This window comes from Pseudoalteromonas sp. 13-15, from assembly GCF_001468205.2.
In the GTDB taxonomy this organism is placed as follows: Bacteria; Pseudomonadota; Gammaproteobacteria; order Enterobacterales; family Alteromonadaceae; genus Pseudoalteromonas; species Pseudoalteromonas marina.
In genome coordinates this window covers 1297827-1311259 of sequence record NZ_CP019162.1, presented here as the reverse complement: position 1 = coordinate 1311259, position 13433 = coordinate 1297827, and the positions used below count along the sequence as shown (strand labels likewise).

15 protein-coding genes and 7 tRNA genes are annotated in these 13433 nt (G+C 40.3%); 14 read left to right on the top strand and 8 right to left on the bottom strand.

What is annotated here, in order from left to right:
• Positions 1 to 10: 10 nt before the first annotated feature.
• The 3 genes from ATS72_RS06140 to ATS72_RS06130 all read right to left on the bottom strand — a co-directional run bounded on the left by ATS72_RS06140 (position 11) and on the right by ATS72_RS06130 (position 1565).
• The gene (locus ATS72_RS06140) at positions 11 to 784 is read right to left on the bottom strand and encodes a Zn-ribbon-containing protein (protein ID WP_006794063.1); all 774 of its coding nucleotides are present in this window, start codon (positions 782 to 784) and stop codon (positions 11 to 13) included.
• A 13-nt stretch (positions 785 to 797) separates the two neighbouring features.
• A complete protein-coding gene (locus ATS72_RS06135) occupies positions 798 to 1064 on the bottom strand; it encodes a hypothetical protein (protein ID WP_006794062.1) in 267 nt (88 codons plus the stop codon).
• Positions 1065 to 1328: 264 nt separating this feature from the next.
• Positions 1329 to 1565 (bottom strand): DUF2789 domain-containing protein, encoded by a 237-nt coding sequence (locus ATS72_RS06130; protein WP_006794061.1) that lies wholly within the window; start codon positions 1563 to 1565, stop codon positions 1329 to 1331.
• A 326-nt stretch (positions 1566 to 1891) separates the two neighbouring features.
• Here ATS72_RS06130 and ATS72_RS06125 point away from each other — a divergent pair, with 326 nt between their 5' ends.
• Entirely contained in the window at positions 1892 to 2536 is a 645-nt protein-coding gene (locus ATS72_RS06125) for a GNAT family N-acetyltransferase (protein ID WP_008129322.1), read from the top strand.
• A gap of 743 nt (positions 2537 to 3279) precedes the next feature.
• Here the strand turns inward: ATS72_RS06125 and ATS72_RS06120 are convergent.
• Positions 3280 to 3579: a DUF3301 domain-containing protein gene (locus tag ATS72_RS06120; RefSeq protein WP_006794059.1), complete on the bottom strand. Its 300-nt coding sequence runs from the start codon at positions 3577 to 3579 to the stop codon at positions 3280 to 3282.
• On the bottom strand, positions 3580 to 4608 hold the full coding sequence (locus tag ATS72_RS06115; RefSeq protein ID WP_058429448.1) for a DUF3549 family protein: 1029 nt from the start codon (positions 4606 to 4608) through the stop codon (positions 3580 to 3582).
• 105 nt (positions 4609 to 4713) lie between these two features.
• Here ATS72_RS06115 and ATS72_RS06110 point away from each other — a divergent pair, with 105 nt between their 5' ends.
• The 3 genes from ATS72_RS06110 to ATS72_RS06100 are packed head-to-tail and all read left to right on the top strand — an operon-like array spanning position 4714 to position 6240.
• On the top strand, positions 4714 to 5034 hold the full coding sequence (locus tag ATS72_RS06110; protein ID WP_039038073.1) for a YqcC family protein: 321 nt from the start codon (positions 4714 to 4716) through the stop codon (positions 5032 to 5034).
• On the top strand, positions 5027 to 5791 hold the full coding sequence (gene truC / locus ATS72_RS06105; RefSeq protein ID WP_058429447.1) for a tRNA pseudouridine(65) synthase TruC: 765 nt from the start codon (positions 5027 to 5029) through the stop codon (positions 5789 to 5791). Before ATS72_RS06110 ends, truC begins: the two co-directional genes overlap by 8 nt.
• Entirely contained in the window at positions 5791 to 6240 is a 450-nt protein-coding gene (locus ATS72_RS06100) for a flavodoxin (protein ID WP_010557121.1), read from the top strand. Before truC ends, ATS72_RS06100 begins: the two co-directional genes overlap by 1 nt.
• A 53-nt stretch (positions 6241 to 6293) precedes the next feature.
• On the opposite strand, the gene ATS72_RS06095 is transcribed toward ATS72_RS06100, so the two are convergent.
• Positions 6294 to 7877: a LysM peptidoglycan-binding domain-containing protein gene (locus ATS72_RS06095; RefSeq protein WP_058429446.1), complete on the bottom strand. Its 1584-nt coding sequence runs from the start codon at positions 7875 to 7877 to the stop codon at positions 6294 to 6296.
• A 141-nt stretch (positions 7878 to 8018) separates the two neighbouring features.
• Complete coding sequence (gene gloB, locus ATS72_RS06090) at positions 8019 to 8792, bottom strand: hydroxyacylglutathione hydrolase (protein ID WP_058429445.1); 774 nt, start codon at positions 8790 to 8792, stop codon at positions 8019 to 8021.
• Between the two features lie 53 nt (positions 8793 to 8845).
• Between gloB and ATS72_RS06085 the strand changes: the two genes are divergently transcribed.
• Positions 8846 to 9622, top strand: coding sequence for a class I SAM-dependent methyltransferase (locus ATS72_RS06085; protein ID WP_008132180.1), 777 nt, complete (start codon positions 8846 to 8848; stop codon positions 9620 to 9622).
• Between the two features lie 11 nt (positions 9623 to 9633).
• Here ATS72_RS06085 and rnhA read toward each other — a convergent pair whose 3' ends face one another.
• Positions 9634 to 10098, bottom strand: coding sequence for a ribonuclease HI (rnhA, locus tag ATS72_RS06080; protein WP_006794051.1), 465 nt, complete (start codon positions 10096 to 10098; stop codon positions 9634 to 9636).
• Between the two features lie 68 nt (positions 10099 to 10166).
• On the opposite strand from rnhA, the gene dnaQ reads away from it, so the two are divergent.
• The 9 genes from dnaQ (at position 10167) to ATS72_RS06035 (ending at position 13124) form a co-directional block, all read left to right on the top strand.
• On the top strand, positions 10167 to 10880 hold the full coding sequence (gene dnaQ / locus ATS72_RS06075) for a DNA polymerase III subunit epsilon (RefSeq protein ID WP_006794050.1): 714 nt from the start codon (positions 10167 to 10169) through the stop codon (positions 10878 to 10880).
• Positions 10881 to 10889: 9 nt separating this feature from the next.
• Positions 10890 to 12260 carry a TIGR03503 family protein gene (locus ATS72_RS06070; RefSeq protein WP_058429444.1) on the top strand — a complete coding sequence of 457 codons (1371 nt, stop codon included), beginning with the start codon at positions 10890 to 10892 and terminating at the stop codon, positions 12258 to 12260.
• A 97-nt stretch (positions 12261 to 12357) separates the two neighbouring features.
• Positions 12358 to 12434: transfer RNA gene (locus ATS72_RS06065), tRNA-Asp, on the top strand.
• Between the two features lie 27 nt (positions 12435 to 12461).
• A tRNA-Asp gene (locus tag ATS72_RS06060) sits at positions 12462 to 12538 on the top strand.
• 41 nt (positions 12539 to 12579) lie between these two features.
• A tRNA-Asp gene (locus ATS72_RS06055) sits at positions 12580 to 12656 on the top strand.
• A 31-nt stretch (positions 12657 to 12687) separates the two neighbouring features.
• Positions 12688 to 12764, top strand: a tRNA-Asp gene (locus ATS72_RS06050).
• A 38-nt stretch (positions 12765 to 12802) separates the two neighbouring features.
• Positions 12803 to 12879: transfer RNA gene (locus ATS72_RS06045), tRNA-Asp, on the top strand.
• A 38-nt stretch (positions 12880 to 12917) separates the two neighbouring features.
• Positions 12918 to 12994: transfer RNA gene (locus ATS72_RS06040), tRNA-Asp, on the top strand.
• 53 nt (positions 12995 to 13047) lie between these two features.
• Positions 13048 to 13124, top strand: a tRNA-Asp gene (locus ATS72_RS06035).
• The last annotated feature ends 309 nt before the right edge of the window (positions 13125 to 13433 follow it).

Genomic DNA, 13433 nt, shown 5'->3' with positions numbered 1-13433 from the left:
GTTAGAGAGGCTATTGAAAATCCCACGACACATTAGAGACTAAACCACACGGTTCACACCTAAAATCAAATAGCCCAAACCAAGGTTCATCTAGTTTCCAATCGCTATTACAGCTTGGACATTTACGCTCAAGCTCAGAGGCTTTATCCACACCACCAACTCGATATAAGTAGTAGTAAACCGGCTTTTTAGTTAAAAAACTAATGCGTTTGGTGATGTCTTTTCCGCGGCGATATAAATCGCTTTTAGTACTGGATATTTCCTCAAGGGCAGGAAACTCACAGCGTGTTGCGCCATTAATTTGTATTTGATCACATGCTTGCCAATCTTCTTGCCACTTAATTAGCGTTTTGTAATCGCCATTGGCGATAGCAGGGATGCGAAATAGTGGCACAGGTAAAAAGTCGTCGCCACAATAAAGAGGGCTACAGGTATGCACATAAGTAGTATATAAAATGTAACTTGACGGCTCAGTGCAGCAATCCGCTCCATTAGAATGAATATCTTGGCCAATCACTTTTACTTTGGGAGCCAATAAACCTGCGTTATGGAGTTTTTCAATGCTGTGTTTAACAAAAGGGCTATTATTTAGCGGATGCATAGCGTCTTCAGTTGGGCACATAACACGGGTTATGAAAAAGCCGTCTTTTAAAACGGTGGGGAACTCTTCCCCCATTATTTGGCCATTAAAGCGAAGCGCATTTACTAAGCGGTTTATGGCTTGTTCGGCTTGTTCTAGGGTGGTGTCTTGGTAGCAATCAAATGTTAAATCAACAACAAACATTTAGAGTCTCAAATTATTTTTGTTCTAGCAGTGCAAGTAATTGATCAAGTTTTTGCTCAATTCTGTCTAGTTGGCTTGCTTTTAGCTCAGCGTTTTCTGGCTGCTGGGAAGTTTTAATAAAGTTATTTATGGAATCCGGGTTATTTTTGTATTGGCTCACAGCTGCAATAATCATTGGCATTGGAACCGGTTGCGCTAAGCGACTTTTAGTTAATGCGACTGTGGGTGTTTTGCCTTCATCTAAAAGGACTTGAATTGCATCAAATACAACTGAATTCATTATATTTATAACTCTTAAATTAAATAAAGCGCAGCATACACATGCTGCGCGGGTGCTATGGTAGCAATAAAATGGGTATGCTACATTAAATAACCTAATACTTAGGTTAAAAACTTATTTCTAATAACTTACCTCAACGTAAACTTGCGTAAATAATCCTGAGACAAGTCAAAAATCGATCAGTAAATTGGCCTTGATCCCATTAAAAATCGTCATGGATTAGTAATTTTGAAGGCTTTAACATAGCTATCTAGCTAAATAATGCTATTTGCCTTGGCGAAGACGAACATCTAACTCATCAATCACTTCACTCCAGGCGCCATCTTCAGCAAGCGATTCCGCTAAAAAGTGTTGCTGTGCTTCATCCCAAAATGCTGCATCTTGAAGCAGTGTTGTGTCTTTTAACTCATGTGAAGCAATAAATTGATCTATTTGAGATTCTGAATTTGGTAAACCAAGTTGTGCAAATAATGTATGAATATCGTGTTTTGTAGTATCCATGTTACGACTCCTTTAAATAAACAATAAATTACCTTAAGGCCCAACAATACATTGTGCTAGCTAAACTCAAGCTGAATTGTCGGTTAATTACTTTAGGTATATAGTAAAGTTAAGTTCTGAATAATAAATTGCCTAAACCGCTGTTAGCGCTTTATAAAGGATAGTAAAAATAAATAACACTTTGATATTATTTCTCTCTTTAAGCGGGCAATACGGCGTAATATCCAGTTCTTAGATTAAATATACTCGTAAATGCAGTTATTCGCGTATAGCTTTAGTATTTGAGCTCTGATTATATTTACGGCTAAAACAATAAAGGACATACAATGAGTATAACCGCACAAGAAGAAACGTTCAGCGTACAATACATTGAAGCAGAAGATATAAGCACTGCCGCAAGTTTAATTTATCAGGCATACCATGATGACCCTGTACTAAAAACAATGCTAGGTTATGATGGAAAAAATAAAGCCGTTTACGAGAAAAAGTTACGTGCATTAATACGTGAAGAACTCAGTAGTTTTTGGCAAGAAAAGCAACCACTAATAGGGCTTTATCGCAGTGGCAAATTAAAAGCAGTGGCCTGTATGTTTGATTCTTTAAGTCAACTTCAAGCTCAGCGTTATTGGCATTGGCGCTTAAAATTAATGCTGAGTGCGGGTTACTTACAAACTAACCAGTTAATAGAAAAAGAACAAACTATTAGAGATACACTAAAAGAAAAAGGCCGTTATTACTTTTTAGCTTTTATTGCAGTAGATCCGCATTTTCATGGTCAAGGGTTTGGTCGGTATTTACTCAGAGGGCTTGATGAGCTGGTAAAGGCAAATAGTGAGTCTTCTGGATTGGCAGTATTTGTAACGCGTAGTGAGCATACAGAACTTTTTAAATCTGAAGGATTTTTGACTTTTAAACAGCTTACTTTTAACCAAGTTGCTGGTGAGTTACTATTTAAAAATGCATTGGGTTAAAAACGTAACTTATAGTGTGTAAGTTAATGCGCCCAAACGGACATGTGTCCGTGCGATATATCTTACATTAACGTGAGAGTAATCAGTTAAAGGTGGCCAATTGGTCGCCTTTTTTTATTTAAGTGCATGTTTAATATTAATTTATTGATTTTTTAATTTTTATGACAAAGAATTATTTTGTCTCACATACTACTTCCTCCTCTCGTTTACTCTAAACTTTAACTTGTCAAGAAGACATAGCTTAATGAATAAGCTACTGCCATGGATAAGGAATAGGCAAAATAGCAGATGCTAGCAGGATGCAAAAAGGACAATTTAACAAGGACAGCAAGGATGAATAGGAAGTGCAAGACGCACTAAGTGGCAGGAGCTACTTCAAGGATATAAAGGATTAAAGCTGCAGGACGCAGCCACGTACTAGGTTGCACGTGAATGCTTGGAAAGCAAAGGGACAACGCAGGAAGCACAAAGTGGCAGGGCGCTACTTCAAAGGATTAACATGGATGATGCTATAGATTTAGCCAAGCGTTAGTTTACGCGGGTTTGCCAAGGTGGCGATGGATATTGCATGAGGCAATGTGAGGGTAAACAAGGTTGTTTACTCGTTCAGGGGATGAAAAAACGGATTATAGATATTGGATATCTAGCAGGAAGCAGTCCAATTGGGGCGTAACTTTAGTTACGCCTTAGTTTTTTGTACCACACAATTGCAATAATTTTATACATTAAAAGCATAAGAACACTTAGATTTTGTGTGGTGGAACGACAACACTTTTTAAAAACTCATTTTCCATAATAAGCATTCCCTGATACGCATTTTCACCGTCACTTGAAAACTCAAATGAAAACTCACTTTTTATTCCTGGTTTACCACTTTTTAGAAAACCAAAACGGCGCCTAGTGCACGCAACACTCATAAGTTGCACATTTAATTGCTCACATTGACGTTTAGCATGAACATTAGCCGCTTCGGCGACTTTTCTGTTTAGCCAAAACAAATAAATAACACTACCAATTAATATAAACGTCCATAAACTTGCCATTTAAGAGAATAACCTTCCAATTGCACGAGCGAGGGCTTCGCTTCGATCTTCTTTTCGTAATAAACCTAATAGGTGAGGTCGAATGGTCGGTATTGCAACTAAGTCAGCAAAAATACTTGGAAAAAGCGCCTCTATTTTTTGATGTTGAGCACAATTATCCATAAATATATGCAATCGTTTAGGGTCTTCCAACTGAACAAAGCAACGCCCAGCAATTGTTAAAAGTACGTCAGAGTCGCTTTTTAGAGCTGAATTCAATGTTGCATCAACAAGCTGCGCGCACAAACCTTGTGCCTGACCTTTAGACATTGAGCGTAGTGCAGCGGTTAACGCTATAGTATCACTATTATTGATAGCTGTTTGACCCTGCGCGAGTAAAAGCTCACTCAGTGTTGGTGGTATTGCAACATGTTCAAGCATTGCACTTAGTGGCTGCAATACTTCAAGGGGTAAATGCGCCCAGGCTTTTTGTAAGTTACTTAAGTTTTGATCGTTATCTAGGCGCAGCGCAAAATCAGCAATGCCTTGTAGTGCCACACTTTGCCAATTATCAAAGCCTAACTTTGCACTAAAGTATAGCTGAGCGTATTCGTAATATTGTGAAGCAGGTTGCTTTAGTAACACTTTAACTTGCGCGTTAAATGCAGCCAGTTTATTTGCATTAGGCGTAAACACATAAGGATTGTTATCAAGCTTGCCATCTGCTTTTTCACCTGTAATTTCAGTGCCAAGAGCTTGAATAACCATATCGGCAAAGTGATCACGACTTGCACTAACTAATTTACTTTGCTCATCTAGCGGAAATTTTAAAAACCACACATAGGGTTCTTTGCTCGCTTTGGCATCCCAAAACTGAATTGCTAGCCACGCATGACCAGCAAGCGGATAAGGGTAAGGTACTTGGGCTTGTTCAATAGCTAAAAACTGTTGTTTATCGAGTTTAGTAATGTGCCTTCCAATATCAAAAGCCCGCCATTGCGTGCCAGCACCATCTAAAAGTTGGCCTAAGGTTGCTATTTGATCACTCATTGTTTTCCCGATTGTTTTTAACTGCAAAATTGCACTAATTATACGCCATAGCGAGCTTTGTGGGAACAGGGTATAATTGCTGCATAACTTATAAAGAGGGTGGTTATGTTCCAACAGACCCAAGCTTATTTAGTGCAATTAAAAGCGCTATTACAAAAGCATCAACTTTGGCAATGTGAGCCAATTTCAGCGGAGGCACTAAATTCTAGTGTTCCCTTTTGTCACGATTCGATGGCGTTTGAGCAGTGGCTACAGTTTGTCTTTATTGAAAAAATGCAGCATTTGATCACTTATAATCAACCATTACCGCGAAACTTTGCAATTGCTCCCATGGCGCAAATGGCCTTGATTAATAAATCAGGTGGAAATGAAATTATAGAGGTGCTGACACAGCTAGATGCACTATTAGGAGAACCGAATGAGTGAGCGCCTAGCGCCTACTGAATACGGCGAACTCGACCTTTTGTATCAAGACGAAAACTTTGTAGCCATTAATAAACCGTCAGGGCTATTGGTACATCGCTCCTTTTTAGATAAACATGAAACTCAATTTGCGATGCAAATGTTGCGCGATCAGTTAGGGCAACATGTGTTTCCAGTTCACAGGCTAGATAGACCTACGTCGGGTGTGCTGCTATTTGCTTTAAGCTCTGAAGCCGCGCGTGATATGAATCAGTTATTCATTGAAGGTACTATTGCTAAGCGATATTTAGCTCTAGTGCGCGGATTTGCCCCTGATTCGGTTTTTTTAGATAAGCCTTTAAAAGAAGAGCTTGATAAAATTGCCGATAAATTTGCAGATCAGAATAAAGCACCTCAAGAGGCGCAAACTCAGTTTAATTGTTTGTATCAAGCTGCATTACCAATTCCAATAGGCAAATACCCAACAGTTAGGTACTCATTAGTTGAGTGTTTTCCTAAAACAGGGCGCAAGCATCAGATTCGCCGGCATTTAAAACATTTATCATTACCAATAATTGGTGATGTTAATCATGGCGACAATCAACATAACCAATTTTTTAGGGAGTATTTTGAATTACGACGCTTAATGCTGTTTGCAACTGAGCTGAGTTTTGTGCACCCTTACACCAACAAAGCAATAACGATTAAAGCGCCACTAGGTCATGATATGCTACAGATTTGTGAGCAACTTGGTTGGCCAAACGAAGAGAAGGATTATTAATGGCACATATTAGTATTTTTGTGGGCACTGTAAATGGTGGTGCTGAACGTTTAAGTGATGATATAGCTGCAACTATTAAGCAGGCGGGTCATAGCGCAGCGGTCATCACAGAGGCTTCGCTTGACGATATTAAAAACGCATCAAACATATTAATTGTTACCTCAACGACAGGACAGGGTGACGTGCCAAGTAACCTAGCTGGCTTATATTATGCGCTTAATAGTAGTTTTCCTATGCTTACAGATAAGCCATTTGGAGTGGTGGCTATGGGCGACAGAAGCTATGGTGATACTTTTTGCGGTGCAGGTCGAAGCTTTGATGAACTATTACGTGATTTACAAGCAAAACCTGTCGGTAACCGTTTAGAAATTGACGCGTGTGAAGATTTTGAGCCTTGGCCAGTGACAGAGCCTTGGTTAAAAACATGGCTTGAAAAGCTCCCAGGTTAATTTTTATATACCAATAAAAAGGAGCGCATGCGCTCCTTTTTTGTCAGCTGAAATTAACTACTTCTTACGTCCACTTTAAGCTTTAATTTTTGCCCCGGTTGCAAGTACTTTTGACCTGCTAAATTATTCCATTTGATAATTTCGCTTACCGTTAAATTAAACTTAGACGCAATACGCGCAAGTGAATCGCCTCTTCGTACTTTGTACGTAATCGTGCGATTAGTGCTTTTTGGTGCGCTGGTGGTTTTATTTTGTGATTTATACACTGTGAGCTTTTGATTTAAGCGTAGCACAGCGCTTTTTTTAAGTTTATTCCACTTTGCCAATTCATCCATGGTCACATCGTATTCGCGGCTGATATCCCATAAGGTATCGCCACTTTTTACGGTATGCGAAAGCTTAGTGCGTGATGTTTTATTTGCAGCCATACGCATTTGCTTTGGTAAGTGCTCGCTATTTATTGCACCATCGGTTAACGGGACTAGTAGCTCTTGCCCAATGCGTATCGTATTTGAATTAAGCTTGTTCAAAGATCTAATTGCGCTGGTGCTAGTGGTAAACTTTTTAGCAATTACAGATAAGCTGTCGCCGCTTTTTACCACGTATCGTTGCCAGCGAAGCCTATTTTTAATATCAGTATTGGCAAGCTTTTCAGAAAACTGCTGCGCTTTATCAATAGGTAAAAGCAAAGAGTGGGGGCCATTTGGATCTGTAGCCCAACGGTTAAACCCAGGGTTTAATCTGTAAAGCTCTGTTAATGTCATGTCGGCCATTTCGGCGGCAAGTGCTAGGTCTATTTGTGAGCCAACATCAACTACTTCTACTACTTGGGCGTTGATAATGGGTTTCCACGTTACATTAAATTCATCCGAACGTTTTAATAAGTCAGCTAGTGCCAGTAGCTTTGGTACGTAAGCCGTGGTTTCTCTTGGTAAATCTAATGACCAAAAATCGGTAGGCAAATGCTTTTTACGATTTTTTTTAATTGCGCGCATCAGGCGCCCTTCACCGGAGTTATAGGCGGCTATGGCATTGAGCCAATCACCTTCAAGTGTTTTGTGAAGATAAGATAAGTAATCTAGCGCTGCACGGGTTGATTGCACAATATCTCGGCGGCCGTCGTACCACCAGTTTTGTTTTAAATCAAAGCGCTCACCCGTTTGTGGCATAAATTGCCAAATACCCGAGGCGGTTCTGTGAGAGTAGCCAAAGGGATCAAAAGCGCTTTCTACAATAGGAAGGAGCGCAATTTCGATTGGCATCTCGCGTTTCTCTACTTCTTCAACAATAAAGTGAAGGTACGGCTCTGCACGCTTTGAAATACGGTCTAAATAACGTTGATGCTTCGCATAATAATTTCGCTCGGTCACAACCGGGCGGTTTTGAGGAACATTAATCGACAATTGGTAACGAATACGCTCCCATACATCGTCAAATACCGGCGCATCTTGTTCATCGCTATCTAGTTGTTGATATTGCGCGTTTACCATTAATGCATTGTTAATATCATTTGGGCTTGCACCTTCAAGCTTATTATTAGCTTGATTTGCGACCTGAGGGTCTGATTCTAAGGTAGTCAATGTTTGACAACCACTTAGCGCAAGCGCCAAGGTTATTATAAGAGGAGATTTATTCATAAATACCAATACATCGGGTAAAAAACTCGGCAAATGTTACCTTTAATAAACTAACATTACCACTTTATGACAATTACAGCAGTTAGTAGAAAGTGTTCATGTATTTCAAGTTAATGATTTAAAATAATAAACTTATATGCGCTAAAAATTATCTTTGAACTTTCTCAGAGCAGCAAAGTTATGCCAAGGTTCATTGTTTTTTGTAACCGAGATAAATTCTTTAGGTACTTCCTCTATGATGGTTGGAATGTCGCTGCGCATAAACGGGTTTATTTTAAGCTCTTGGCTTATAGTGGTTGGCAGTGAAATTTTATCTTCTTTCCTTAACTCATCTACCAGCTCACTGTGTGCAAGTAACGATGGATTACGAGGCTCAACAGCTTTAGCAAAAGTTAAATTAGCTTGTGTATATTCGTGGGTGCAAAACACTTTACACCCTGCTGGTAGCGTTTTTAATTTGTTTAGAGAATGCCACATTTGTTCACTCGTACCCTCAAATAAACGTCCACAGCCACCACTGAATAATGTATCACCAGTAAATGCCATGTTGTCATTCACAAAACAAATGTGATCAAGTGTATGCCCTGGAGTTGTGAGCACTTTAAAGTTGATGCCTAAAACATCAATACTATCGCTATCAACCAGTGGATGCGTCACTCCTTTAAAGGGGCTATTTTTAGGCCCATAAACCTTTATTGTTGGGTCATCTTTTACTAGCTGCGCAACGCCATCGGTATGATCGTAATGATGATGGGTAATTAAAATGCCACCCAGTGTTAAGTTTTCTGCTGCGAGATGAGCAAGCACAGGCTCAGCCTGCCCAGGGTCAACGACCCATGCTTTAGAGTTGCCTTCAGTGGTTAAACACCAAATGTAATTATCTGAAAAGGCTTTAATTGCTTTGACTTGCACCATGTTAAATTGCTCTATAAAGTGACACTTAACGCATAGTATAACGAGCTCATAAAATGAAACCAGCCCTTAGTTTTCAAGAAGGACCCAAACCACTGTCGTGGCAGCAGTTCCCTCACGGGGATTATTTGCAAGCTGATATTGAACGTAAAATGCAATATTGGCTACCACGCATGTTTGGTTACCATATGCTTAAGTTAGGTAACTTAAGCGGTGAGTTAAATACAAGTTTAAGTACTATTAAGCACCAGGTGTGTGTCGCTGAGCCCGGACCATATACAGGGGTAGTGGCAGATATAGATGAATTACCTTTTTACGAACATAGTGTTGACGCGTGTATTTTAAGCCATTGTTTAGAGTACCACTCTGACCCACATCACATTTTACGCGAAGCTCATCGAACACTCATACCTGGCGGCTACGTTTTAATTACCGGGTTTAATCCGCTGAGCTTGTGTGGGTTGGCTCAAATGTTGCCGTTTAGCGGGCAAAAATTACCGTGGACAGGACGATTTTTTACCCCAGCAAGGGTAAAGGATTGGCTAAATTTATTGGGTTTTGAAATTGTAAGTGACGAGCGGTTTATTTACTCATCACTTGCTAGGGGAAACAGGTTATCACGGTTTGAATTTTGGCGAGCATTTGCCAAGCAGTATTTAAAACCTATGGGCAGTGTTTATATGCTGGTGGCTCGAAAACGCGTTGCGCCCCTTACACCTATAAAGCCTAAGTGGCACGCACGGCCACAATTTGTGCCTGTTAAAGGAGCGGGGCTTAGGCAAACTTCAAAGCAGCATTACAAAACGTGCGACCAAAAAAATGACAACCATTAGTATCAAGTAAATTAAGGCTGGTAGCCCACATCTTCGAGTAAATCTGTGCTGCCAGCTGCATCACGAGCTAAATCGTCGACAATTTCGTTGTACTTATGGCCGCTATGACCTTTAACCCACTTCCAATTTACTGTGTGTTTGCTGCAAGCTGCATCTAGGCGTTTCCATAAGTCCACATTTTTAACTGGCTTTTTAGCTGACGTTATCCAGCCGCGTTTTTTCCAGTTTGAAATCCATGACTCGATACCTTGTTTTACGTATTGACTATCGGTAGTAAGGTTTACAACACAAGCACGGTTAAGTGATTCAAGTGCCACTATAGCCGCAAGCATTTCCATGCGATTGTTTGTAGTGAGCTTATAGCCTTGGCTTAATTTTTTTTCATGGGCGTCATAAATCATAAAAATACCATAACCACCGGGGCCTGGATTACCTAAACATGAGCCATCGGTGTAAATCTCTACGGTTTTTTGCACTGTTTTACCTTGATCTTATGTACAATAAAGTGATTATAGAAAGATACCAGAGTCAGGCTTAATTCGATATGGCACGCAGACAAATAGTTTTAGATACAGAAACAACCGGCATCGACCCTAAACAAGGGCACCGAATTATAGAGATTGGTTGTGTAGAGTTAGTAAATCGCCGTTTAACGGGTAATAACTTTCATGTTTATATTAATCCGCAACGTAGCATAGAAGAAGAAGCGATTGACGTTCACGGTATTACCAATGAGTTTTTACGCGACAAACCGCTTTACCGCGATATTGCACAAGAGTTTTTTGATTATATAAAAGGTGCTGAACTTGTAATTCATAATGCCCCGTTCGATGTGGGCCACATGGATAATGAATTTGCATTGCTTAATCAAGGTTTTCCAAATACGCATGATTACTGTCAAGTTCTCGACACGCTTAAAATGGCGCGTGACTTGCATCCAGGACAAAAGAATAACCTTGATGCGTTATGCCGACGTTACGACATAGATAACGCTAAACGTACCTTGCACGGGGCGTTACTGGATTCTGAAATTTTAGCTGATGTTTATCTTGCCATGACAGGCGGACAAACAAAGTTAAACTTAAATCAAAATAAAGATGATGGTAGTGAGCAACAGCAAGGCGGCATAAGACGTTTAAACAGTGAAAGAGCGCCATTGGTAGTATTACGCGCTACAGATGAAGAGCAAAGCGCACACGAAGCCAGATTGGATCTTGTAAATAAAGAAGGCGGCCAATGCCTATGGCGCGCTGAATAAGGCCTTATAATGAGAATAATGTATTTTGTAACCGTGTTATGTGCACTCAATTTGTTACCTAGTAACGCATATAGCGCAGAGCAAGTTGAAGTTTTAAAACGGGATGGCCTACAAAATGAAATCCCCTTACTCGACAACCGCTTTCGAATTGACAGCCAAATAGACGAAATCACATTACTCTTTTTCAGAAAACCAGGGACACCTGCCGTTATTTTAGTTAGGCCTGATGGTAGTAAGTATTTTGCCACCAACGCAGTTAGGGATACTAATATTGAATGGTTTGACGAACTTAGCTATGACCTTGTCACCATAAAAAAACCAATGCCAGGTCCTTGGCAAGTTATAGGGAGTATTTTACCAGATAGCAGAATTGTTGTATTGGGTGAAATATCACTACAGGCAGAGCCATTACCTCCCATGCTTTTTAGAGGCGAAACGATAAAAGTAACTGGCCAAATTTTAAATGATGGTGAACCGATTAACGCTAATCTATTTAGAGATGTGGTTAGTCTTAATGTTGACTTTGTAAGTACGAATAACGATAGCTTTGCAAACTTTGGCGCAGGTACACAAGAAGTCGCCGAATTTAAAGACGACGGGCGTGGATTTGATGAACGTCCAAAAGACGGTGTATTTACCGGTGAGTTTAAACTTGTGTTCCCTGAAGGTGAGTGGACCCCAGAACTTTACATTTCTACTCCTTTACTGCAACGCAGAATCGTGCAAGACACCATTATTGTTCACGAACCCCCCTTTGCTTTTAATATCGCGCTTGCAGATGAAAATATTGATGAACACAAATTAACGATCACAACAGACAACAAAATAGTTAAACCAGAGACCGTTATTTTTCAGGGTAAGATTTATTACCCTAACAACGAAGAGCAAATGTTTACTATAAACGCTGCGCCAGGTGAGACAAGAGAGTTAATAATTAAAAACTATGACTGGGGGCGCTACAGTGTAGAACTCTCTGTATTTGGTACTAATAACAACGGCCGTGAATTTATGGCCACTTTACCAACCTATAAATTTGAAATAGCCCGGCCAATAGAAGCGGTACCAGAAGTTGACCCTGCAACAATAGTTGAAGCCGAGCAAGCCACCCCCATTGAGCCGGAAGAAGAAAAAATGGCCACATCCACCATTGTGGGCTTAATAATCGGCGGTAATATTTTAATTATACTGCTTGGCTGGTTAGCTATTCGAATATTTGTGCAAAAAAAACCGATTAAAATTAAACTATCGTTACCTTTTTTAAATAAAAAGAAACACGCGAATCAAGATGCGGACGACACAGAAAAAAATCAAGTAGACAAAAATGGTTCAAAAAATGACAAATCAGGTGAAATTTTAAACCTTTCGATGTCAGATGACTAAAAAACCTGTAAAAAAACAAAAAAGCCCTTGACGAAATAGGGGCTGGTTCGTATTATTCACGCCGCTGTCAGGGAGACCTAAACAGCAACGAAAATGCGGAGTGGTAGTTCAGTTGGTTAGAATACCGGCCTGTCACGCCGGGGGTCGCGGGTTCGAGTCCCGTCCACTCCGCCAATTTTCGACAATTTGTAAGTATGCGCTGGAGTGGTAGTTCAGTTGGTTAGAATACCGGCCTGTCACGCCGGGGGTCGCGGGTTCGAGTCCCGTCCACTCCGCCAACACTTGCACAACATATGGTTGTAAAACATATTCTTATTATGGAGTGGTAGTTCAGTTGGTTAGAATACCGGCCTGTCACGCCGGGGGTCGCGGGTTCGAGTCCCGTCCACTCCGCCAATAAGAAAAAATAACAGTTTAAATATGCGCTGGAGTGGTAGTTCAGTTGGTTAGAATACCGGCCTGTCACGCCGGGGGTCGCGGGTTCGAGTCCCGTCCACTCCGCCAACTATTTAAACAACGTTATATTACAAAATTTGTATGCTGGAGTGGTAGTTCAGTTGGTTAGAATACCGGCCTGTCACGCCGGGGGTCGCGGGTTCGAGTCCCGTCCACTCCGCCAACAAATTAAGTAATGACAAGTAAAAAAGATATCTCTGCGGAGTGGTAGTTCAGTTGGTTAGAATACCGGCCTGTCACGCCGGGGGTCGCGGGTTCGAGTCCCGTCCACTCCGCCATTTGATATCGTAACAAAATTAGTAAGTGCATTACCCCATGCACATACCACTGCGGAGTGGTAGTTCAGTTGGTTAGAATACCGGCCTGTCACGCCGGGGGTCGCGGGTTCGAGTCCCGTCCACTCCGCCACTTGTTATTCCCTCAATAACAAGGTTTTAAAGATTAATTTTCTTATCATCAAATCATTTATAAATTTTATAATCACCGATACTTATCAAACTATTAAATAAAAATTAATAAATAATCACTTTTATTTATTTTTTGTATCTTAAATAATACTTTTAAATATAAACATGTATTTGCCTTGAATAGGCTTATAACGCCACTGTTGATGCTATTTTTCGTTATCAGATAAAATCCTCTATTTAATTTTTTACCGCCAAAAATTGCCTCAGAGCTAATTAAGTTGTTTTATTCCAATCCGCAATAATACTTAAT

Excerpts from the sequence above, each read along its gene's own strand:
- ATS72_RS06140 (WP_006794063.1), bottom strand. The coding sequence starts at position 784 with ATGTTTGTTGTTGATTTAACATTTGATTGCTACCAAGACACCACCCTA.
- ATS72_RS06135 (WP_006794062.1), bottom strand. The coding sequence starts at position 1,064 with ATGAATTCAGTTGTATTTGATGCAATTCAAGTCCTTTTAGATGAAGGC.
- ATS72_RS06130 (WP_006794061.1), bottom strand. The coding sequence starts at position 1,565 with ATGGATACTACAAAACACGATATTCATACATTATTTGCACAACTTGGT.
- ATS72_RS06125 (WP_008129322.1), top strand. The coding sequence starts at position 1,892 with ATGAGTATAACCGCACAAGAAGAAACGTTCAGCGTACAATACATTGAA.
- ATS72_RS06120 (WP_006794059.1), bottom strand. The coding sequence starts at position 3,579 with ATGGCAAGTTTATGGACGTTTATATTAATTGGTAGTGTTATTTATTTG.
- ATS72_RS06115 (WP_058429448.1), bottom strand. The coding sequence starts at position 4,608 with ATGAGTGATCAAATAGCAACCTTAGGCCAACTTTTAGATGGTGCTGGC.
- ATS72_RS06110 (WP_039038073.1), top strand. The coding sequence starts at position 4,714 with ATGTTCCAACAGACCCAAGCTTATTTAGTGCAATTAAAAGCGCTATTA.
- truC (WP_058429447.1), top strand. The coding sequence starts at position 5,027 with ATGAGTGAGCGCCTAGCGCCTACTGAATACGGCGAACTCGACCTTTTG.
- ATS72_RS06100 (WP_010557121.1), top strand. The coding sequence starts at position 5,791 with ATGGCACATATTAGTATTTTTGTGGGCACTGTAAATGGTGGTGCTGAA.
- ATS72_RS06095 (WP_058429446.1), bottom strand. The coding sequence starts at position 7,877 with ATGAATAAATCTCCTCTTATAATAACCTTGGCGCTTGCGCTAAGTGGT.
- gloB (WP_058429445.1), bottom strand. The coding sequence starts at position 8,792 with ATGGTGCAAGTCAAAGCAATTAAAGCCTTTTCAGATAATTACATTTGG.
- ATS72_RS06085 (WP_008132180.1), top strand. The coding sequence starts at position 8,846 with ATGAAACCAGCCCTTAGTTTTCAAGAAGGACCCAAACCACTGTCGTGG.
- dnaQ (WP_006794050.1), top strand. The coding sequence starts at position 10,167 with ATGGCACGCAGACAAATAGTTTTAGATACAGAAACAACCGGCATCGAC.
- ATS72_RS06070 (WP_058429444.1), top strand. The coding sequence starts at position 10,890 with ATGAGAATAATGTATTTTGTAACCGTGTTATGTGCACTCAATTTGTTA.